Source organism: Plantactinospora sp. CA-294935 (assembly GCF_050936445.1).
Classification (GTDB): Bacteria; Actinomycetota; Actinomycetes; order Mycobacteriales; family Micromonosporaceae; genus Plantactinospora.
Map to the genome: position 1 here is coordinate 1786039 of NZ_JBNJMU010000001.1, position 22135 is coordinate 1808173.

Below are 22135 nucleotides of genomic sequence, written 5' to 3' on the forward strand. Positions count from 1 at the left end.
CGACGTCACCGGGTGCCTCCGGGGTGCGGGCTTTGCGCGGGTGGACTGGTGTCGGCGGGTGTCGGGGTGCGGGTCAGGAGGTCGGTGGGGTGATCCGCAGGCCGAGACCGGGTCGCAGGACCGGTTGCCGGTAGGTGTACTGCAGTGCGCGGGTGCCCTCGGCGTTCTCGATGCCGATGGTGGCGCCGCCGCCCTGTTCGAGGAAGGTGCCGTCGTGGTCGGTGTAGGCGATGCTGTAGCCACCGGCCTCGTGGAAGATCACCTGGAAGGTGATCCGGGTCAGCGGGTCCTCGAAGGAGTGGACGTTGCGCCACTCGACGACGTACTCCCGGTTGGGCGCGCTTCCGCGGGTGGTGGTCCGGACGCTCGCGCTGGCGTCGACGACCCAGTCGTGCCAGAACGGGTAGACGGCGGCGTTGGGTTCCTCCGGGCTGTCCGGGGACGGGATCGGCCACGCGTCGGGTGACGGTTCGCCGGGGTTGACGAAGGTGACGAGGCCGTTGGTGTCGATCCAGCCGGTGGTGTACGCCTGCCCGTACAGGCTGATCGGGAACGGCAGGTTGGTCTGGGTGTAGGCGTCGTCGCCGGTGAGGGGCAGGACGGTGGTGTTGGCGGGGGTGTAGGGCACTGGTTGCTCGGTCAGTGTGTAGCCGGCGTTGGCCGGGGTGGCGGCGTTGGGGAAGTCGACGACGTGTTCGGTGTTGGTGCCGACGGTGACCTGCTGAACCGCCGATCCCTTGCAGGTGCCGATCGGCGTGGTGGTGACGACGGCGTAGGTGCCGGCCGGCACGTTGGTGATCTGGTAGGAGCCGTCGGCTGCGCTGGTGGCGGTCAGGCCGGCTGCGGTGATGGTGGCGCCACCGGTAGGAGTTCCCTGGCAGGTGACGGTGCCGGTGATGGTGCCCTGTCCGGGCGGACTCGGGCGGAAGGTGATGCCCTGGCCGGTGGTCAGGCGTTCTTCCCGGTGTAGGTACTGGAAGGCGATGCTGCCGGCGCCGTTCTCGATGCCGACGGTGGCGGTGGAGCCGCGCTCGCGGGCGTTGCCGGCGGTGACGTCGGTATAGGCGAAGGTGACCTGCCCGTTCTCCTGGAAGATCACCTCGAAGGTGGTCCGGGCGGTGGTGTCACCGGCGAGGTGGACGTTGCGCCATTCGACGATCCACTGCCGGTTGGGGGCGGTGCCGCTGGTCTTGGTGGCGATCCGGGCCTGGGAGTCGATGACCCACTTGTCCCAGTGCACGTAGACGGCGGCGTTGGGCACTCCTTCGGCGGCTGGGGAGGGGATGGGGCTGGAGGTGCTGCCGATCCAGCCGAAGTACAAGGGGTCCTTGAATGTCACCAGGCCGCTGGAGGCGATCCAGGCCGAGGTGTACGTCTGCCCGTACAGCTGGATCGGGAACGGCGGGTTCTTCTGCCAGACGGTGTCGGTGCCGGACCAGCCCTCGACGATGTCACCGGGGATGAACGTCTGGGCGCCGATGGTGCACTTGTAGCCGCCTTCGTCGCCGTCGACCATAAGGGACAGGTCGATGTCGGACGTGCCGCCCGGGTGGTTGACGGTCTCCTTGGCGTACTGGCCGGCGCAGCGGTTGTCGCCAGTGGAGGCGGTGATCGTGTATTCGCCGACGGGCAGGTTGGTGAACTGGTAGCCACCGTCGGCGCCGGTGGTGGTCGTCGCGCCGCCCGGGTTCAGCGTCACGGTCGCCCCGCTCAACGGGGTCGCGGTCACCGCCGCCGTGAGGGTTCCGCTGATCGTCCCGTGCGGCGCGGGCGTGAACGTGATCGACGCGTTCGAGGTCAGTGCCGCCGTGTGGGAGGAGTACTGTGCCGCGACGGTGCCGGAGGCGTTCTCGATCCCGATGGTGGCGGCGCCGCCCTGCTCCCACGTGGTGTCCATGGTGCCGTAGTGGAACGCGATCCGACCGTCCTCGTAGAAGATCACTTCGAGGCTGAGCCGGTCGGAGGGGAAGTCGAAGAGCCGGGCGTTTCGCCACTCGATGGCAAAGGAGCGGTTCGGTGCCGTCCCCAACGTCTGCGTCCACATACTGGCCGAGGCGTCGATGTAGAGGTCGTCCCAGAACGGTGCCACGATCGCGTTCGGAGCGGTCCGGTTCGGCATGGCCAGGTTGTTCCACAGGCTGTCCGCCGCTGGGGCCGGGCCGAAGATGACCACGCCCTCAGTGCTCACCGTCGCCGACGAGAAGGTACCGCCGTGCATGGTCACCGGAAACGGGAAGCTGACGGTCGTGGTCGCGGCGTCGCCGGTCAGCGCGAGCGGGTTCGTCGCGGTCACGTAGCCGCCTGCGCTGGTGGAGCAGGCGTAGCCGAGGCCGCCGTAGTCCGGGCCGTACTGGAGGTTGCGGACGGTGTCAGCGGACAGTTCGACCTGGGCCTGGGCGACGTGTGGGCACCGCCCGGTGGTGTTAGAGGTGACGGTGTAGCTGTCCGCGACCAGGTCGTCGAACCGCCACGCTCCGCCGGCGCCGGTCGTAGCCGTCAATCCGGTGGGATCCAAGGTGACGGTGGCACCGACGACCGGGGTGCCGGCGGCGTTGACCAGGGTGCCGGACAGGTCGTACACATCGATCGGGCTGCCGGCCTCGGGATGGTCGAAGCTGATCGCCCGGCCGGCGGCCAGCACCGGCTCGCCCGCGGAGTAGGACAGGCCGTCCTCACCGGCTGGTCCCTCGATACCGACCGCGGCGTGCGCGCCCCGTTCGGCGTCGTTGTCGAGTTGGTCGTAGTTGGTGGTCACGGTGCCGTCGGGGGCCAGGATCACCTCGAAGGTGAGCCGCTGGGTGGGGTTGGCCTTGCGGTGCACGTTGCGCCACTCGATGACGAACCGTTCGTCAGTTCCGGAGCCGCTGGTCGTGGTCCGGACGCTGGCGGAGGCGTCGACGACCAGGTCGTCCCAGAACGGCGCGACGAGGGCGTTCGGGCTGGCCGGTGCCGGCAGCTGGCCGCCGGTGTACGGGTGGGAGCCGCCCGGGTCGTCGAACGACAGCAGCCCGTTGGTGTCCAGCCAGGCGCGCAGGTACGCCTGCCCGTAGAACGGGAACGCGAACGGCAACGCCACCTCGTGCACCGCGTTGTCGCCGGTCAGCGGAACCACGGTGCCGGCGGCGGTGAACGGACTCACCTGCTCGGCGCAGGTGTAGCCCTGCCCATCGCTGTAAGGAAACAGGTAGAGGTCCCACAACACGTCCGGGCCGGAGACGTCGACCGTCGCGGTGCCGGACAGGCCACACCGTCCGCCGTATGTGGCGGACACGGTGTAGGTCCCCGGCTGGAACCCGGAGAACGTATAGCCGCCGGCGGAAGCGGTCACCATCTGCCGCCCGCCCGGTTCCAGGCGCACCGTGGCGCCGACCACCGGCTCGAACGTCGTCCCGTCGATCACGGTCCCGGACAGGCTCGTCGCCGCCGACACCGTGAACGTCGCCCGCGCCATAGCGCCGACCCGGTTACCGTCGTCGACCGCGACCACATGCAGCGGCCGGTCCCCCACGACACTTCCCGCGTTGACCGAAACGGTCACCATGCCGCCCGGAGTCGGCGCCATCACCTCGGTGCCCAGGCCAGCGTCGCCGACGCTGTAGCGGAACTTCGTCACGTTGACGTCGCCGCCAGCGTCGAATCTCACGGCGAGCTGACCACCGGCGGGGGCGTCGGTGCCGTTGGGGAAGGTGACCGCCGGTTGCAGCGGCACCGCCATCTCAGCGATCTTCGCCGAAGTTTCGGCGTAGTTGTAGACCCGGACATCGTCAACCACACCGGTGAAGAAGCTGTCGTCAACGCCGTTCCACCTACGCTTGCCGACCGTCACATTGCTCGTGGCATTGAAGCCGCCGGTCAACGTGGCGGTCGTACTCTGCGCGACACCGTTGACGAACAATGTCAGGGTGCGGCTCGACCCGTCGTACACGCCGGCCACGTGCGTCCACTTGCCCGCTATCGGGGCGGCGTCGGACGATGCCGCGTACAGCGACGGATTGTCCGTGTCAGCGCCGGCCATCGCGAACCGCCAGCGGTTGCTGCTGCCGACGTAACTCAACGAGTACGAGAAGGTGCGCGTCCCGTTGGCGGCGAGCACGACCTGCTGGGCGGTGCCGGTGGGCGAGGTGATCCTGGCCCAGGCGCTCACCGTGAAACTCGCATCCGTACGGACCGGCACCGACGCGCCGGTGTCCGGGTGCGCGGTCATGACGGGCCCGGTCAGGGTCGCGGACGTACCACCGTTGAGGGCCAGCGACGTACCCACACCGGACCGGCCCGGCACCCGCGCCGCGGAAGCGCCGAGCGTGGCCGTGTTGCCGTGCCCGCTCACATCGACGGCGTCGCCGCTGGTCTCCTCGAACGTCCACTGGGCCGCCGGCCCTGCACCCGCCCGCACGCTGAACGTGTAGATCTGCGGCGTGGCGGAGAACCTGCCGGCGTGGTCTTTCGCCCACACCCGCAGAAAGTTGGTTCCGTCATGAGTCGGGCGGATCGTCAGGGAGGCGCCGTAGTCCGTCGTGCGGGCCGGGACCGTCTGCGCCGCGTTCAACACGCCGGAGTCCAGGGTCCACGCGTACTCCTTCACCTCATGCGGACGCGTGGCAGGCGGCGCGATCTCGAACACACCCGGCAGACCGACCGCGCCATGTGGGTTACTCCCAGGCGGGTAGTCGGCCGAGCCGACGTTGCCGGGTATCGGTGGTGGGGTAGCGTCGACGGTGAACTCACACGTTCCCGACCAGCCTCCGTAGTGCGAGCCGTCATAGGTGCGGGACTGCCACACGTACGTGCCGCCGTCGACGAGCTTGCCGGACGGCACCGCCTTCGACACCACCGACGGGTTACCCGAGGCCTGCGACACCTTGTCCGTCTCGTTCCGCGACCCGCCGAGCGGCCACCAGTAGAACCAGGACGTCAGCGACTGCTGCGACGAGTCCGGGTCGGAATGCTTACCAGCCAGAATCGGGGTCGTGGTCAGCACGTACGGCCTGGCGGTACCCGTCGCGCAGGCCTTGCCGTCCGACTTGCGGTCCGCCAGCGCGTTCGGGTCGGTGTTGTAGGTGATCGCAAGCTTCGGCGACGCATGGTTGAACCGCTTCCACTGATTCTTCGTCCCCTCGTCGATCGCCCGCAGACCCAACGTCACCGTGGTCCAGTTACTCGCCGCCGCCTTCGCCACCATCGACGTCGCGTTGAACTCGATGGTGCCCGTTCCGAGACATCCGTGTGCCGCGCCGACCTTCCGGTTCGCGGCAGCCTGCGCGGTGTAGCTGCTGTACCAGCTCGGCTGCTTGTTCCACGTGGTACCCGACGAGATCGACCCGGTCAGCCACAGTCTCGCGTTCGACTTCGGATTACACGTCCAGGCGTGCTTCTGCTCGATCCGGAACTCCGCCCCCAAAATCCGCTTACCCCGCACCGCCGAGGTGTTCATCCGAAACAGCGACCGGATGATGTGATCGGCACAGCCGGAACAGTCCTCGGTACGCCCGACGCCGGCAGAACCGTAGGTCGACCCGTTGGTCAACGCCGACGAGTTCTGCCAGAACGAGCTCGGCTTGTGCTTGCTCCACACCGACGTCCACGCGTTGGAGGAGACACCCCCGGTCCACGACGGGTCGATGAAGATCGGCAGCTCCGTGCGCGGATCGGTGAGCATCTTGCGGTCCGGCACGAGCACCAAACCGTCACCGTCGACGCGGACCGGCATGGCCGCATGCCGTACCGGCTCGGCGGGCCATGCCTGCTGCGGAGTCTCCCCCGGCGTCTGGGTTCGCTGCGGTTTGCGCTGCGCCGGCGGCTGCTCGTCCTCCCGGGGACTGGAGGCGGCCGGCGTCGTGGCATCCACCGTCGAGGAGTCCCACATGAGGGGTGCGGGTGCGGCGAACACCGTCCGGCCAGTCCCGTCACGAGCTGCCAGGCCGCCGCCGTCCGCGGCCGCGACCGTCACATTCCTCGTCGTCAGCCCGAACCTCAGCTCCGCAACCCTCGAACTCGCCGCAGCCTCGCGCGACCGGACCACCAGCACCTCGGAAAACCCCAGCGCATGCGCGGTGACCTGCAGATCCACATCCGGCAGCACATTGCGGTAGACGGCGGTGGAACCCTGCACAACCGGCGCCGGCAGCGACGCCGGCCAGGACACCGCCAACTCCCGATCCCCATCACGCAGACGGGCGAACGGACCACCGCCACCCGCCGAGAAAACCACAGGAAGCACCGAAGCCTTCGGAACCAGCCCTTCCGCCGAACTCTTCAGCGTCGTATCCACCGGCACCCATGACGAGCCCTTCCGAACCCGGACCGGCTCGATCCCCTGCTCCAACGTCCGCGAACCATCAACGTTCAGAAAAGTCTGCGAGTACTCCGTCCGTTCGGAGAGGATTTCCACCCGCCGATCGCAAATTGCGACCATCCGCCGCGCCGTCTCAGCATTTGACTGCTCATCCACGCACCGTGACGGGGCCTGCGGCGGATCCGCGATGGCCGGAGATGCCGCAACCACCATGAAACCCGAACACACCACCCCGACCATCGTCGCCAGTCGCGAGAGTCGCCTGGAACCGGAAGTCAACGAGAAACGGACACGGCCAGCACGCATGGGAACCCCCGCAAGACAACCCACAGCAACGGCGCGATCACTCTACCGACGCGGGAGATCTTGGTCAATATAACGAAGGATCGATGACAAAACGGTCGAGTTACTCCCGAGATCGAATGATTGTGTCGAGCAAGAGGGAACCAGCAGCAAAAGATAGCGACCAGTTATAGGGTGATATGAAGCAGAAGTAACGGGACGCACCCACCCCAACAATCAGCTAACGGACCGGTGCCGGATTGTCGTCAGAACCGCAGGGACGCTGGGCACCTACCTGCCCGCCCACTACCGAGCAGGAGCGTGTGGTCAACACCTCCGACCGGGCCAGGGAGGTCATCGTGGCCGTCGCCACGTCCACCGTGGAAACGGCGGACGAACTGGCTCACCCGGCAGCGGCCCCGAAGGAAATCGACGCCCGTGCAGGAGAAGGGCATGGTCGCGGGTGGCCCCGGGCGAGGCCCGACGGTACGGCTGATGTACGTCACGGGCGAGTTGGGCACGCACCCCTTCCGGCATGGCCCGGGAAGCCCGCAGAGGCTCCATGTCACGACATCCACACCCTGACGTCCCTTTCGATCCAATCCCGGACAAGGTCCAATCCCGGACTACGAACTGAATCGAAGCCTCTTAACGACGCCCAACGACTCGTAGTCGATCAAAATCGTGAACCAACGCGGAAACCGCTTTTTACCCAATCTCCCCGCGTCAGGGTGTAACCACCATCAACAAAGGGAGAAAACGATGAAGAGCCACGGTGCGATCGTAAAGCGGTGCGGCTGCCTGGACCCGGCCACCAGCCGAACGCTGGGCAAGAGTTGCCCGAGGTTGCCGGAGCGTGACCATGGAAGTTGGTATTTCCACTGCTCCACCCGAAATCTGCTCGGACAGACGGAGCGGGTACGCCGGGGAGGCTACTCATCAGAGACGGCTGCGCGGAGGGCCCGCGATGAGTTCCTGCTCCTGTCGCGCGAGCAGCAGGCCGGCCGGTCTTGGACGGTGGCCCGGTGGTTGCGGTACTGGCTGTCAACGAGGACCCGGATCCGACCGACAACGAAAATGCACTACACCCGCGACGTCGAACGCTTCCTCATCCCGCACGTCGGGCACCTTATCCTGGGCGACCTGACCTCGCGGCAGCTCAACACGGCCTTCACGCAGATCGCCACCACCCGCAACCGGTCCGGCCAACCCCAGACGCCCTGCACGCTGCGACACGTCCACACCACACTTCGCGCCGCGCTCAACGGCGCCGTTCATGAGGGCCTGCTCGTGGACAACCCGGCCCGGCGGGTAGAACTGCCCGCCCAGGAGCGACCCCTGGCGCGGCTGTGGACCGAGAACAGGGTCGCTGAGTGGGAAGCCACCGGCGAGCGGCCGTCCGTCGCGGTCTGGACACCGGTCCAACTCGCCGCGTTCCTCGACTATGTCCGCGACGACACCCTGTTCGCCCTGTGGTGGCTGATCGCCCTGCGCGGGCTGCGCCGCGGCGAAGCCGCCGGCCTGCGCTGGACTGAGATCGACCTGCAAGCCCGCCAACTCTCGATCGTGCGGCAACGCACCACCGCCGGTTACGACGTCCACGAAGGCCCACCCAAGTCCGCGACCAGCCGCCGCACCATCGCCCTGGACCGGCACACCGTACGCATCCTGCGCCGGCACGCCGAACAGCAACGCCGCCACCGCACCCGCCGAACCGATGGCGGGAAGGTCTGCCACGACAGCGGCTACGTGTTCACCAGCCCCGACGGGCTGCCCGTCCATCCCGGCTACCTCACCCAACGCCTCCGCCTCCTGGTCGACCGGGCCGGGCTACCGCCGATCCGGCTGCACGACCTCCGCCACGGCGCCGCCACCCTCGCCCACGCCGCCGGCGCGGACCTCAAGACCATCCAGCACCAGCTCGGCCACGCCACGATCCGGATCACCGCTGACACGTACACCACCAGTCTCCCCGCCACCCAGCACAAGACCGCCGAAGCGACCGCCCGCCTCGTCCTCAATGCCGGCAAACCCGGTGCCGAGATGCGACCACCCGCCAGGCGTCGCGACAGCGGAAAGCGACGCCCGACAACAACCGCGAGGACGAAGTCCCTCTCCGAACGGGACCGGCAGGTGCCGCCAAGAGCCGAGGGCAAAATCGACATGCAACCGAAGCCCGCGGGCCGGCGCAGACGCGGAACTCGCTGATCAACCTCGCCCGTTGAACGGCCTGCCCCGAAGCCAGGAACGCTTCGCTTGCTTCTGGGCAGGCCCCACTCAGGGAACGCCCACCTCGGAGATCAGGCTTGGTAGGCCCCCGTCAGGGACGCTCTGACTCGCACATGCTGTAGGAGGAGCTCGGCCGACGCCCGTACCGCCTGCTTGGCCATCTGCTTGAACACGCAGATGTAGGTCTCGATGGTGGTCAGCGGGGTGTAGTGGCCCATGTCCTCCTGGATTTGCTTCAGGTCCACCCCGGCGGCCGAGGCGATCCCCGCGGCGCCGTGCCGCAGGTCGTGCAGCCGGACCGGCGGCAAATCCACATCCTTGACCAGCTTCGCAAAACGGCGGGTCAGCCAGTCCGGACGTACCGGCCGCCCATCCTCGTGCAGGAACACCCGCTGCTTCGCATCGACCCGACCGAACCGCCGACGCTGCCGATGCCACAGATCCGTCAGCAACCGCACACTGAACTCGTCCAAAGCCAAGGTCCGCACCCCGGCCGCCGACTTCGGCGGACCCAACCGCTCCACCCCACGCACCACGACCACCTGCTCCCGGATGGTGAACTCGCCATCCGGGAGGTTGATGTCCTCCCAGCGTAGCCCGGCGATTTCGCCCCGGCGCGGCCCCCGCAACGCCACCAGCCACCACAACGCGAACAGCGGATCGGTCTGCACGGATTCAAGGAACCGGCCGACCTGGTGCAGCCCCCACACCGCCACCCGAGGCCGCACTCCAGTGTTGTTCCACGCCTTCTCCCGTTCCGCGTCCCAGACCACCGCCCGTGGGCGCGCCCCGTTCGGCAGCCGCAGCCCCCGGCCGGGATTCCGGTCGATCACCCCCTGCCGCCGTGCTGCGGACAGCGCGCTGCGCAGCACCGCGCGAATGCCGTTCAGCGTGCCCGGAGAAATCAGCCGTCCGCCCCGGACGTGGCGGTGCGAGATCCGGTCCATCGCCCGCTGAGCATCCCGGGTACGCAACTTCCGCATCCGAACGTGACCCAGCTCCGGAATGAGGTAGTCGTTCACGAGGCCGCGGTAGGTGACCATGGTCGAGGGACGCAACCGCCCCTCGTTCTCCGACAACCAGAACTCCAGCCAGCGCCTCAGCGTCCACATCCCCGCCGCCTCGTGCCCCGGCACCTGCCGCAGGGCCCAGCAGGCCCGCTCAGCCTCCGCCCGGCTGGCGAAACCACCGCGACGCACCCGCACACGCCGATCGTCAACACCGGTCAACTGCACGGCGAAGTACCAACGGCCGTGGTCGAACTCGGCGAGACGCTCGCACCGCACACCGAGCTGGCGACCGGTCTGCTCGCGCCGGCAGCCGCACCGCCGGTACACCAAACCCGCCACGTTAGCCCTAGCCACCCATCCCCCAAGACACCGGGACAGGCTAGACAGCAGGCACACGATGATCATCAACCGATGGGTTCGTCAGCGCCCACGAAAAGGGCGGATTCGCATCATCCGTCCGCGAATCCGCTGCGCATCAACCCCGAAAGCCCAGGCCAACACGACCCCACCAGGTCCGGCATGTGGGTCACAGACGTGACCCACATGTGTCCCACACCAACCCGAAGGGCAGCGGCAATCATGAATATTGCCTGGTGGAGCTTGCGCGCCCGAAGGGATTCGAACCCCTAACCTTCTGATCCGTAGTCAGATGCTCTATCCGTTGAGCTACGGGCGCAGTTGCCGGGCCAGTCTACACACCAACCTCAGCGCGGAGACTCCGGGATTCGAACCCGGGAGGGGCTTTAAGACCCCAACCGCATTAGCAGTGCGGCGCCATAGACCAGACTAGGCGAAGTCTCCCTGTGGTCCCACCAGACCACGTCGGTCGAGGATACAGGGCAGCGACCCGGCGGGGCAAAGCGACTTCCCGGGCAGACCCTGACCCGCCCGGGCCGGCCCCGCCACGCCCCGCGCGGCCGGCGGCACGACCTCCGCCGATTCCTGTTCGGTGCCGATCCGCCACCGAGACTAGGCTCACGTGATATGGAGGAGCAGTCGCCCACCGAGCCGCCCCGCCGCCGCCCGGAGCCGAAGTCGACGCGCCGCTCCGGCCCGACCAAGGCCGCCTTCGCCTCCGCGCCGGACCCTGAGACGGAGACGGCCGACCAGTCCCCGGCTCCGCCCCGCCCGCGCGCCCGTAAGACCCCTCCGACAGTGCTCTTCCAGCCACCTGCTGAACCGGAGCCGCTGCCACCCGGACGGCCTCCCGCCCGCACCGCGCGGTCGTCCGGAGGAGTCACGCAGCCGGATCCCGCCACGGCACCGTCGGCCACGGGCCGGGCCGACCGGGTTCCGCCGGCCATGGCGACGCCGGGCCGCCCACAGACCGCCGACACCGCCCCCACGTCCGACGCCCCGGCCCCGACTCCGGCCCCGGCCCCGGCCCCGGCCCCGGCCCCGGCCCCGGCCCCGGCAGGAGGATCCGACAAGGTGACCACAGCCGGAACGGCCGTCCCGGCAACCGATCCGGCCAGCCCCGCCAGCGCAGAGCCGACCGCCGACACCGCCACGCAGAGTGTGGCCGGAACAGGGCCCGGTTCCAAGATCACCGCTAAGAAGGCCGGCCCGGCGAAGAAGACAGCCGCCAAGAAGACCGCCGCAGCCAAGAAGACCGCCGCAGGCAGGAAAGCGACCACCACGACCAAGGCGGCCGCGAAGAAGACCGGCACCGCGACGAAGGCCACCGCCCAGAAGGCCACCGCTGCGGAGCAGACCACCGTCGCGAAGAAGGCCACCGCCAAGAAGAGCGCCGCGAAGAAGGCCGCCGTGGCTACGGCGGCCGACACGGACTCCGGCGAAGAGACGGCGGTACCGTCCGCCGCCGCGCCGGAAGCAGCGACACCGTCTCCCAACCCCGGCCCCGGCGGCAGCGCCAGCGCCAGCGGCTTCACCAACAGTGCCGAGAGTGAGATCACGGCTCCCGCCGATGCCGGCACCGCCGAACCGACCTGCACGGCAGCGCCGACCCGCCCAGTCCAGGAGGAGACCCACGTCGACGGGCCCGGCGCTCAGGAAGCCGGAGCCGATTCCGTGGCGAGCGGCACACCGAGCGAGTCCACCGGCATCGGTACGTCGTACCCGGTCGGCACGCCGCACGCGATCGTCCCGGCGGATCGGGCGGCTTCGGGGCGTACTCCTGGACCGCAGGCACAACCGTCGACAGTCCGGCAGATTTTCGACCACCCCGGCTACGCACCCGAACTGCTCGCCCTGGCCGCGGTACGCGGACTCGGCCCGGAGGCCGGAGCCTGGGCGGCCTGGGTCCGGGCCGCCTACCCCGGTGCCAGCGCCGAGGGTCTGGTCCGGCTGGCCACCCGGCGGTACGTCCGACTCGCCGCCGCCGGTGGGGCCCTGTCCACGGCGACCGGGATGCTCGCCCCGCTCGCCGAGTTGGCCGCCGTCACCTGGGCGCAGGCCGGCCTGGTACTGCATCTGGCGGCCGCGTACGACCATGATCCGAGCCGGCCGGAGCGGGCCGCCGACCTGCTGGTGCTCACCCGGGTCCACCCGGACGTGGCGAGTGCCCGGGCCGCGCTGGCGGCCGCCGAGGCGGCTGTCGCGGGCCGGCGGGAAGACTCGGGACCGGCCGCCGACGACGGTTCGACGGAAGACGTCGACAACGTCGACGCGGAGCCGGGCCGGCTGGCCGAGGCCGGCTGGCGGCTGGGTGCGCCGATCGTCACCCGGACCGCAAACTGGCTGGCGTTGCGCCTGGCCGTACGGCGACTGCCCGGGGCGATGACGCTGGCCGCCGCGATGCTGAGTTCCGCCAACACCGAACGGCTCGCCGCCCGGACGGTTGGGTACTACCGCTCGGCAGCCGGCTGGTCGAACACCGCCGGACGTCCGGCGGTGACCGTCGGAGGCGAGCCACCCGGCTACAACCAGTCGAACCATTCCGGGGGCAGCAGCGCGTAGCCGACGAAGGCGACCACGTCCAGCAGGGTGTGTGCCACCACCAGCGGCAGCACCCGCCTGGTACGCAGGAAGAACAGCGCGAACACCACGCCCATGACCGCGTTGCCGACGAACGCGCCGAAACCCTGGTAGAGGTGGTACGAGCCACGCAGCAGGGCGCTGGTGGCGATGACGGCACCGATCCGCCACCCCAGCTCCCGCAGCCGGGTCATCAGGTAGCCGACCACGACGACCTCTTCGAGGATCGCGTTCTGCGCGGCCGAGAGGACCAGCACCGGGACCGTCCACCACAGGTCGGGCAGGCTCGCCGGGACGACGTTGGCGTTGATGCCGAGGTGCGCGGCGATCCAGAAGAGGCCGAGCCCGGGCAGGCCGATCGAGGCGGCCAGCGCCGCGCCCCAGGCCAGGTCCCGGCCGGGCCGCCGGCCGTCCAGGCCGAGCACCTCCCGGGCACCGCCCCGGCCCTGGCCGGGCAGCCCGTCGCGGTCCAGCGTCCGGTCCCGGTTCATCAGGTGTACGGCGAGCAGCACCGGCACGAGGGCGAAGAAGATCCCGAGGAGCTGGTACGTGAGGTCGAGCCAGGGCCGCGCCGACTGTGAGGCGTTCAGCGTGGCGGTCTGCTGGGACAGCGGCCGATCGGCGGTGAGCCGGGCGATGATGGTGACCGCCGAGTAGACCGCGGACTGTCCCAGGGACAACCCGAGGACCAGGAGCACCTCGGTGCCCAACACACGGCGGGAAAGCGGGCGGGCGAGATCAACCGTCACTCGACAACTGTGCCCGATCGCGCCGCCCGGCGGGGGCGTCCGCACGGTGTCCCTGACCCGACCGCCCGGTGGAGGCGAACGCCCCGCCCGCGTCGCCGCCCGCACTGCGGCGGCCGCCACCTCACCACCGCCCTCGTCCCAGCCGTACGCGTCCCCGGCGGCAGCACATTCCGGGCCGGTCCGCAGCCATTCCGGCTCCGCCGGAAGTCGGTTCTCCGACAAGGGGCGATTGACCTTCAATCGCACATTCTGTGCGACCAGCACTGACTCACGGTATTCATTCTTATCCGCGCAGTGGCCCCGACCGAGAAGGTGTCATGGACAACCTCGCACAGCTGTTGAAGGAGAGCTGGACCCTCGTCGAAGATCGGCGGGACAAGGTCGCGGGATACTTCTACGCCCGGATGTTCCTGTCCGATCCCGCCCTGCGCACATTGTTTCCGGTGCAGATGGAGAGCCAGCGGGACCGGCTGCTGGAGGCGATCGTGACCGCCGTCCAGACCATCGACGACCCCGAGAACTTCGACGAGTACCTCCGCTCGCTCGGCCGCGACCACCGCAAATACCACGTCAGGCCGGAGCACTACGACACCATGGGCACCGCGCTGCTGGCCGCGCTGCCGGAGGTCGCGGGCGAGCACTGGACCGTCGAGTACGACCAGGCGTGGCGGGACGCGTACCGGGTGATCGCCGAGCGCATGCAGGCCGGCGCGGCCGACGACCCGAACCCGCCGTTCTGGCACGCGGAGGTGATCGGCCACGAACGGCGGGGCAGCGACATCGCCGTACTGACCTGCCGGCCCCTCCAGCACCACCTGCCCTACCGGGCCGGCCAGTACGTCAGCGTCGAGGTGCCGCGCTACCAGCCCCGCCTCTGGCGGACGTACTCGATCGCCAACGCCCCGCGCGCGGACAACACCCTCGACTTCCACGTCCGGGCGGTCGGTGCCGGATGGGTCTCCAGCGCACTGGTTCGCCGGGTCAAGGTCGGTGACCTGCTGCGGGTGGCCGCCCCGATGGGCGCGATGACGCTGGACCGGTCCTCCACCCGGGACGTGCTCTGCGTGGCCGGCGGCGTCGGGCTCGCCCCGATCAAGGCGCTCGCCGAGGAACTGGCCGGATACAACCGCACCCGCTGGATGCACGTCTTCGTCGGCGCGACCGGGCGCGACGACCTGTACGGGCTGACCGAACTCCAGGCGCTCGCCGCCCAGCACCCGTGGCTGTCGGTCATCCCGGTGTGCAGCGCGGATTCCGGCTTCGACGGCGAACGTGGCGAGATCACCGACGTCTTCGCCCGGTACGGCCCGTGGACCACCCACGACTGCTACGTCTCCGGATCGGCCGCCCTGGTCCGCTCCGCGCTCCGCACGCTCGCCGCCGACGACGTGCCCCCGGAGAACATCCGGTACGACGCCTTCGGCGACCTCTAGACACCCTCCCTCTCCCCCCAAAGCCGGGTCTCCGTGTCCTACCCGTAGGGCACGGAGGCCCGGCTCCCGTTCCGGGGGTCGGCCGCCCGCGCTCAGTAGCGCCAGGGGTTGCCGGTGTCCCGGTACTCCTCGATCGGCACCAGTGGGACCTCCGGGTCCATCCGGTCGACGTAGAGCCGACCCTCCAGGTGGTCGATCTCGTGCGCGACCAGTCGGGCCATGGCGAGTTCGAACGACGTGATCATGCGCTTGCCGTCCCAGCGGGCGTGCTCGACGTCGAGCCGCAGCGGCCGGGCGACCAGGCCCCGGAGGTCGAACAGGGAGAGGCAGCCCTCGTACTGCTCGTCGGTCTCCAGGGCGGCGTCGACCACCCGGGGGTTCAGCAGTACGACCGGTTCGGCGTCCCGGTCCGGTGGGCGTACCACGGCGGCGGCCCAGGGCAGCCCGATCTGCGGTGCGGCGAGCCCGACCCCCTTGCTGAACGGGTGCAGCTCGTCGAGGCGTTCCAGGGCGGCCCGGAGCCGGGCCACCACGTCCCGGGCGTTGGCGTCGTCCCGGGGCAGGTCGAAGTGCCGGGCCGGCTGGCGGAGCAGGTCCGCGCCGAGCTGCACGATGCCGGCGGCCCGCATCCGGTCGCTGGCCCGGCCCTCCGCCGATTCCGGCGGCGCGGCGGCGGGTACGGCCGGCTGGGCCCGGTAGCGCCACTCCAGCCGGTACCGGGCGTTCAGCGGCGGGTCGTCGGTCGACCACTCGAAGAGCGCCCGGCCGCCCTCGTCGTGCCGGACCAGTGGCGTACGCAGCGGCCCCTCCTCGGCCGACAGCGACGTCTCCACGCCCCAGACCTGCGGCTCGAGGTCGAGCGGCAGGTCGAGCCGGAGCGCGAGCCGGCGGGTGGGCAGCCGTACGGCGCGCTGGAACCACTGCCCCCACTTGTCCTGGTTGACCCGGTAGGAGTATTCGGTGGTGACCCGCTCGCCCGGATACAGCGGAAACCGGCCGTCGCCGTTCTCGAAGAGCAGCCACACCTCCTTGAAGGCGTCCCGGTCGTGCTTCTTGCGCCACTCCATCGGCTCGCGGCTGCCCTGGTCGTCGCAGAACGCCTGGAGGTCCAGCTCGGCGAAGGTCAGCGGGTTCTCCCGGTGGTGCCGGTTGGACCGGGCCGGGTCGTTGGGATAGCGGTCGACGGCGATCCGCACCAGGTAGCGGGTGACCGGCTCCGTTCCGGCGTTGTAGAGCGCCCGCCGGATCACGCAGCGGTACGCGCCCTCGTGGTAGGCGAGCGTGGCGGTCTCCTGCTCCACGATCAGTCCGGTGCCGGGCGGCATCCACTGCTCGGGCACGGGTGGGTCGCGGTGCGCGACGGCACTGGAGCGGGCCTGCCGCAGTTCGTCGTACTCCTGGAAGCGCTGCCAGATCGCTCCGGCGGCGCCGAGTACGGCCTCCGCGCGCCGGGCGAAGTCCTCGGTCGGCCGGTGCCGCCGGCCCTCGACATGGCTGACGTAGGAAGGGTCGAACCCCATCCGGGCCGCGAGCTGTTTCTTGGTCATGCCCCGCTCGACCCGCCGACGGGAAAGCTCGGCCGCGAACGAGTCGGCAGCCCGCTCGATTGGCGTGGTCATCAGGTTCCTCTGGCCGGGAATCTCAGTTTGCTGGCCGAGCCGGCCAGTCTGACAGAACTGGCGCGTTAACGACAATGGCTTGACATTCCGGTCTCCGTGGATGATCCTCCACCGCCCAACTCCCGATCCCAGTCAGATCCGCGACGTGTCGGGGGAAACATCACGGGAAGACACCCCGGTACCCCCAACTCTGGTTAGCCTTGCCTTAGTAGGCTAGGGTGACGTTCGGTTGTCAGACGTGGGGGGTTGATCCAGGTGGTATCGAGGCAGACCAGTCCGGCTGCGGCCGTCGTGCCGTCCGCCTGCCCGCCCACCGGAACGACGCGAAACGGCGACCCAGCGTGACCATCCTGATCGGCGACCGGGCCGCCGCGCCACTGGCCCCGGTGACCGCCACGCTGCGCGCCGCCTTCGGCACCGACGAGCTGCCCGGCCTCGCGACCGGCCTGCTGGTCTCCGACGAGACCGGCTGGGCCCCGGCCACCGAGCTGGTCGACGGCACCCGGCTGCCCGAGCTGCTGGCCGTCACCCGGCACCGCTGGGGCGCCACCTCGCACGCCGCCGCCGCGCTGGCCTGGAAGTCCTACACCTACTGGCTGCTGCTGCCCGTGGTGCTCGGCTGGGCCTCCGCGCGCCGGGTGCCACTGCTGCGCCCGGACGACGTACTGGTCAGGTTCGAGGACCATCGGCCGCTGCTCACGCTCGGCATGCGCCGCTCCACCGAGATCGCCGTACTTCCCTCGGACCCACTGGCCCTCTCCGGCCTGCCCGAGGTGCGGGTCGTACTGGGCGAGGCCGAGCTGCTCGCCGCGCTGCGCGCGTCCCTGCTCGACGCGCACCTGACCCCGATGCTCGACTCGCTGCACCACCAGGTCCGGGTCGGCGCCCGTACGCTGCTCGGCTCGGTCGCCTCTGGCGTGGCGCACGGGGTACTGCGGGCCGCCGACGCGCTGCCCGGCGGCTCCGCCGAGACGATCGGCGCCCTGCTCGACACCCTGGGCGTGGCGGACCTGGTCGACCTGGTGCCCGGCCCGACCGGCGAACTGACCGTCCAGCGCAAGACCTGCTGCCTGGCCTTCACCCTGCCGCAGCCCAAGGTCTGCGCCGGCTGCTGCATCCGCACCTCCTGAGCACCCGTCCGCCGCCGAACCGGGCTCCGCCACTGCGGCGATCCCGGAGCGTCACCGTCGGCTGGCGGAGCGTGGCGAACCGACCAAGGGATCGACGCTGGACTGTTATCGCCATGACATGCCGGGCGTACCTCCTCGGGCTATGTTCGGGAGGTCTGTAACGAAACGCCCCCGAACTGGTCACAACCGATGCCTGAAGTCACGAGTTCGGCTCGCACGAGTGCCCCAATTTTCCTACGGTCGTCGTAGATGGTTCACTCTGTCGGTCCAGTGCAGGTCGAGTCAGAGCGTGAGGGATCTACGCATGGCAGAAATAACTGGAGATCAGCGTATTCAGGAAGAGGTGCTCGAGGGCCTGGCCACAGCCGTCAACCACCGACGCTGGTTCGTCGAGCTGGCCCTCCCCTACCTTGGCGACAATCCGATCGAGATCGGTAGTGGCCTGGGGGACTACGCCATCGAGTGGGCACCGTTCCTGGAGCGGTTCACCGCAACCGAGGCTGACCCGGACCGGCTGGTCGCGCTCAAGGAGCGCCTCGCCAGCGAGCCGACCATCGAGGTGCGGCAGATGCTGCTGCCCAACACGGAGCAGGGCGACTACAGCGCCGCCGTCTCCTACAACGTGTTGGAGCACATCGAGGACCACGTCGGGGCGCTGCGCAGCATGCGCAACCTGGTACGGCCCGGCGGGGCGATCGTGCTGATCGTGCCGGCCTTCGAGTTCGCGATGAGCCCGGCCGACATCGCCACCGGGCACGTCCGGCGCTACACGAAGAAGACCATGCGGGCCGCACTCGAAGAGGCGGGCCTGGAGGTCGAGACGCTGCACTACGCCAACGCGCTGGGGCTGCTCGGCTACTACATGGCGACCAGCGTCTTCCGGCTGATGCCCAAGGAAGGGCCGATGGTCAAGGTGTACGACACCCTCGTACTGCCGGTGACCAAGGCCGCGGAGCGGGTGGTCCGCCCGCCGTTCGGCCAGTCCGTCTTCGCGGTCGCCCGAGTGCCCGCCTGAAGCAACCACGGGCCACGGGCCGGCATCGGCGCACCATTTCCCGCCGGATGCCGGCCCCGCCGCCAGCCTCAGCCCTTGACCTGGTACGTCGGCCGGATCACCGCCCGGGCCAGGGTATGGAAGGTCAGGTTGAACCCGACGTACGCCGGGCTCGCCTCCGGCGCGAGGTCGAGCTTCTCCACGTCGAGGGCGTGCACGGCGAAGACGTACCGGTGCGGGCGGTCCCCGGCCGGCGGCGCGGAGCCGCCGTACGTCTGCTCGCCGTAGTCGTTGCGCACGCTGAACGCGCCCGGAACACCGGCCGATGACGTCTGCCCGGCTCCCCGGGGCAGCTCGGTCACCTCGACGGGTACGTTGACCAGCACCCAGTGCCAGAACCCGCTGCCGGTGGGGGCGTCGGGGTCGTAGCAGGTGACCGTGAAGCTCTTGGTCTCGGCCGGGAAGCCCGTCCAGGCGAGCTGCGGCGAGAGGTTCGCGCCACCGACGCCCGGGTGGGCGAACTCGGCGGCCATCGGCTCGCCGTTCTGGACGTCGTTGCTGGTCAGCGTGAATGTCGGAACGGTCGGCAGCATCTCGTACGGGTCGGGTGGAACGGGTCGGTCGAGAGTCATCGCGAAGTCCTTTCCGCACAGCGGGTCGCTCGGGCCGGTGCACCGGCGCCGTGCCCTTTCTACCCGTTCGACGGGTAACCACCCGCGTGGACCTCGCGGCCTGCTCGGTACGCCCGCCACCCGTCACTCCCCAGGGCATCTCGGCCCGCCACCGCGCGGCCTCGGCGCCGGCGGGTCAGGGTTCGGCGTCCATCGGTACCGCGTCGGCGGCGATCCGCAGCTCGGCGGCGGTGACGCCGGGCGGCGGTACGGCCGCACGGCGGTGGATCTCGACCACCAGCGGGCGGCGCGGCTCCTCGACCCGGGCCAGATAGCCGCGCGCCGCCGCCAGTGCCTCGCAGTGCAGCACTCCGCAGCTGCGGCAGATCCCCTCGGCGTCCGGAGCGTGGTCGGCGACGATCCGCCGGGCCACGAGGATGAGTCGGTTCCGCACCTGCACCGGGGTGAGCCGCAGCTCCATGGCGCCCTCGCTTCACTCCGTACGCCCATTCGGGCGTGACCGTCGCCAGCGGCCCCGTACCGCCGATTTCCGCAGAAGATGTGCACGGATAATCACCATGCGATTACTACGCGTAGAGCGTAGGCAAACGCACCGCATAGCCGTCAACCGAGTGTGGGACATCTCCCAGGTACCGGAACAGACCCGCGTATCCGAAGGCCCCTGTACCACATCCGACACATGATCAGGCCGTTGTCCACAGACGTCTTCGTTATCCACAGTCGTGCTCGTCGTCGCCCAACGGCGTTGGCACCGAGGCAACACTTGCGGCATGTCCGACGTGTGTCGGAGGCCATGGGGCAGAGAGGAGGAGAGTTGTCCAGGAAACATGAGAGAGAGCAGTTCGAACGGATGCGTCGTGTCGAACAGATCGAGCGGGACCCCTGCTCGTCGCGCTGCCGACGGAGGTACGCAGGCACCGCCTGGTGCGCGTCCGCCGCGCCGCCGTACTCGTCAACCCGATCGACACCCGGACGGGGCAACGGCAACGGCGTTTCCCGGGCGGGCAGACCGGCGCACACCCAGGTTCACTTGCGGAGGGCGTGGGATTCGAACCCACGAGGACGTTGCCGCCCTACCGGTTTTCAAGACCAGCGCCATCGGCCACTAGGCGAGCCCTCCCGGGGCCGTGGTCGTCCATGGAACGGCGGTCCACGGCCGTGCCTAGTGTGCCATGGCCGGCGGTCGGCCGGGCGGAGCAGGCCGGGGGCCACCGGCCGGATCGACCGGCTTACCCGGCAGGGTCGCCGGGCGTACCGGCAGGGACCACCGACCCGGTCGTCGGGCGTAACCAGCCGGAATTTGGGCCGAGGCTTGGGGTGGAAACAGGATCGGGTAAGACTGGACCGATGAAGGCGATCACGATTCCCGAGCCGGGCGGACCCGACGCGTTGGTCTGGGCCGACGTGCCCGAGCCGACTCCGGGGCCGGACGAGGTGACGCTCGAGGTCCGGGCGAGTGCGGTCAACCGTGCCGACCTACTGCAACGCCAGGGACACTATCCGCCGCCGCCGGGTGCTCCGCCGTACCCGGGCCTGGAGTGCGCGGGCGTGGTCAGTGCGGTCGGTGCCGAGGTGACGGGCTGGAGTGTCGGCGATCCGGCCTGCGCGCTGCTCAGCGGCGGCGGCTACGCGGAACGGGTGGCAGTACCGGCCGGGCAGCTCCTGCCGGTACCGGAGGGGGTCGACCTGGTCGACGCGGCGGCACTGCCCGAGGTTGCCTGCACGGTCTGGTCCAATGTGGTCCAACTGGCCCGGCTCGGCATCGGGGAGACGCTGCTCGTGCACGGCGGCGGCAGCGGCATCGGCACCTTCGCGATCCAGCTCGGTACGGCCCTCGGCGCCACCGTGCTGGCCACCGCCCGGGGCAACAAGCACGACCGGCTTCGCGAGTTGGGCGCCAGCGGGGTCATCGACTACGCCGAGGAGGACTTCGTCGAGGCGACGAAGCGGCTCACCGACGGCCGGGGCGCCGACGTGATCCTGGACATCATGGGCGCCTCCTATCTGGGTCGCAACGTCAAGGCGTTGGCCACCGGCGGTCGGATCGTGGTGATCGGCCTCCAGGGTGGCCGCAAGGGCGAACTGGACCTGGCCGCACTGCTGGCCAAGCGGGGTTCGGTGGCCGCGACCGCACTGCGTTCCCGGCCCGCCGTGGAGAAGGCCGCGATCGTCCGGGGCGTACGCGAGGAGGTCTGGCCGCTGGTCGAGTCGGGCACGATCCGCCCGGTGATCTACCGTCGGCTGCCGATGTCGGAGGCGGCCGAGGCGCACCGGATCGTGGACTCCAGCGACCACATCGGCAAGGTGCTGCTCACGGTCGACTGAATTACCTCGGCTCGGCGGGCGGGTCGGGCAGCATCCGGCGGGGGCCAGGGCCCTGCGCGGCCAGCTCGTCGTCCGGGTTGTAGAGGTTGCAACTGCGCAGCGACAGGCAGCCGCAGCCGATGCAGTTGGTGAGATCGTCGCGCAGCCGGACCATCAGGTCGATCTTCTCGTCCAGCCGGCGGCGCCACCTCGCGGAGAGCCGCGCCCAGTCGGCCTTGGTCGGGGTACGCCCGTCCGGCAGCTCGGCGAGCGCTCCCCGGATGTCCTCCAGTGACACCCCGAGCTGCTGGGAGATCCGGATGAACGCGACCCGGCGCAGCTCTGTCCGGTCGAAGCGCCGCTGGTTGCCTCCGGTACGCCCGGCCCGGATCAGCCCGAGCCGCTCGTAGTAGCGCAGCGCCGAGGTCGCCACGCCGGAGCGGACGGCCAGCTCCCCGATGGTCAGGGTCTCCTGCCGCACGGCGATCCCCCTCGCAGACGGTCGGACCGGATCGACAGCTATC

General features: G+C 69.8%; 13 protein-coding genes and 3 tRNA genes. 6 read left to right on the top strand and 10 right to left on the bottom strand.

Annotated features, from left to right (window positions below):
- Positions 1 to 73 precede the first annotated feature (73 nt).
- Positions 74 to 6388 (bottom strand): carboxypeptidase regulatory-like domain-containing protein, encoded by a 6315-nt coding sequence (locus ACQEVC_RS08055; protein WP_432874641.1) that lies wholly within the window; start codon positions 6386 to 6388, stop codon positions 74 to 76.
- Positions 6389 to 7258: 870 nt separating this feature from the next.
- On the opposite strand from ACQEVC_RS08055, the gene ACQEVC_RS08060 reads away from it, so the two are divergent.
- Complete coding sequence (locus ACQEVC_RS08060) at positions 7259 to 8782, top strand: site-specific integrase (RefSeq protein ID WP_432874643.1); 1524 nt, start codon at positions 7259 to 7261, stop codon at positions 8780 to 8782.
- A gap of 92 nt (positions 8783 to 8874) precedes the next feature.
- On the opposite strand, the gene ACQEVC_RS08065 is transcribed toward ACQEVC_RS08060, so the two are convergent.
- The 3 genes from ACQEVC_RS08065 to ACQEVC_RS08075 form a co-directional block, all read right to left on the bottom strand.
- A complete protein-coding gene (locus ACQEVC_RS08065; RefSeq protein ID WP_432874645.1) occupies positions 8875 to 10008 on the bottom strand; it encodes a tyrosine-type recombinase/integrase in 1134 nt (377 codons plus the stop codon).
- Positions 10009 to 10416: 408 nt separating this feature from the next.
- A tRNA-Arg gene (locus ACQEVC_RS08070) sits at positions 10417 to 10489 on the bottom strand.
- A gap of 34 nt (positions 10490 to 10523) precedes the next feature.
- Positions 10524 to 10614, bottom strand: a tRNA-Ser gene (locus ACQEVC_RS08075).
- 630 nt (positions 10615 to 11244) lie between these two features.
- Between ACQEVC_RS08075 and ACQEVC_RS08080 the strand changes: the two genes are divergently transcribed.
- Positions 11245 to 12732, top strand: coding sequence for a hypothetical protein (locus ACQEVC_RS08080; RefSeq protein WP_432874646.1), 1488 nt, complete (start codon positions 11245 to 11247; stop codon positions 12730 to 12732).
- Here the strand turns inward: ACQEVC_RS08080 and ACQEVC_RS08085 are convergent.
- Positions 12693 to 13499: a CPBP family intramembrane glutamic endopeptidase gene (locus ACQEVC_RS08085; protein WP_432874649.1), complete on the bottom strand. Its 807-nt coding sequence runs from the start codon at positions 13497 to 13499 to the stop codon at positions 12693 to 12695. The two genes, ACQEVC_RS08080 and ACQEVC_RS08085, sit on opposite strands and share 40 nt — an antisense overlap.
- A 317-nt stretch (positions 13500 to 13816) precedes the next feature.
- Here ACQEVC_RS08085 and ACQEVC_RS08090 point away from each other — a divergent pair, with 317 nt between their 5' ends.
- Positions 13817 to 14932 (top strand): globin domain-containing protein, encoded by a 1116-nt coding sequence (locus ACQEVC_RS08090; protein WP_432874652.1) that lies wholly within the window; start codon positions 13817 to 13819, stop codon positions 14930 to 14932.
- Positions 14933 to 15024: 92 nt separating this feature from the next.
- Here the strand turns inward: ACQEVC_RS08090 and ACQEVC_RS08095 are convergent, their stop codons facing one another.
- Complete coding sequence (locus tag ACQEVC_RS08095; RefSeq protein ID WP_432874655.1) at positions 15025 to 16551, bottom strand: peptide deformylase; 1527 nt, start codon at positions 16549 to 16551, stop codon at positions 15025 to 15027.
- 350 nt (positions 16552 to 16901) lie between these two features.
- Between ACQEVC_RS08095 and ACQEVC_RS08100 the strand changes: the two genes are divergently transcribed.
- Both ACQEVC_RS08100 and ACQEVC_RS08105 read left to right on the top strand, forming a co-directional pair.
- Complete coding sequence (locus tag ACQEVC_RS08100) at positions 16902 to 17681, top strand: IucA/IucC family C-terminal-domain containing protein (protein ID WP_432891152.1); 780 nt, start codon at positions 16902 to 16904, stop codon at positions 17679 to 17681.
- A gap of 304 nt (positions 17682 to 17985) precedes the next feature.
- The gene (locus tag ACQEVC_RS08105) at positions 17986 to 18696 is read left to right on the top strand and encodes a class I SAM-dependent methyltransferase (protein WP_318398416.1); all 711 of its coding nucleotides are present in this window, start codon (positions 17986 to 17988) and stop codon (positions 18694 to 18696) included.
- A 68-nt stretch (positions 18697 to 18764) separates the two neighbouring features.
- On the opposite strand, the gene ACQEVC_RS08110 is transcribed toward ACQEVC_RS08105, so the two are convergent.
- The 3 genes from ACQEVC_RS08110 to ACQEVC_RS08120 all read right to left on the bottom strand — a co-directional run bounded on the left by ACQEVC_RS08110 (position 18765) and on the right by ACQEVC_RS08120 (position 20427).
- The gene (locus ACQEVC_RS08110) at positions 18765 to 19307 is read right to left on the bottom strand and encodes a YbhB/YbcL family Raf kinase inhibitor-like protein (RefSeq protein WP_432874658.1); all 543 of its coding nucleotides are present in this window, start codon (positions 19305 to 19307) and stop codon (positions 18765 to 18767) included.
- Positions 19308 to 19482: 175 nt separating this feature from the next.
- Positions 19483 to 19767 carry a hypothetical protein gene (locus ACQEVC_RS08115; RefSeq protein WP_432874661.1) on the bottom strand — a complete coding sequence of 95 codons (285 nt, stop codon included), beginning with the start codon at positions 19765 to 19767 and terminating at the stop codon, positions 19483 to 19485.
- A 573-nt stretch (positions 19768 to 20340) separates the two neighbouring features.
- Positions 20341 to 20427 (bottom strand) — tRNA-Ser (locus tag ACQEVC_RS08120).
- Between the two features lie 227 nt (positions 20428 to 20654).
- On the opposite strand from ACQEVC_RS08120, the gene ACQEVC_RS08125 reads away from it, so the two are divergent.
- The gene (locus ACQEVC_RS08125) at positions 20655 to 21632 is read left to right on the top strand and encodes an NAD(P)H-quinone oxidoreductase (RefSeq protein ID WP_432874664.1); all 978 of its coding nucleotides are present in this window, start codon (positions 20655 to 20657) and stop codon (positions 21630 to 21632) included.
- A 1-nt stretch (position 21633) separates the two neighbouring features.
- On the opposite strand, the gene soxR is transcribed toward ACQEVC_RS08125, so the two are convergent.
- Entirely contained in the window at positions 21634 to 22092 is a 459-nt protein-coding gene (soxR, locus tag ACQEVC_RS08130; RefSeq protein WP_432874667.1) for a redox-sensitive transcriptional activator SoxR, read from the bottom strand.
- Between the last annotated feature and the right edge of the window lie 43 nt (positions 22093 to 22135).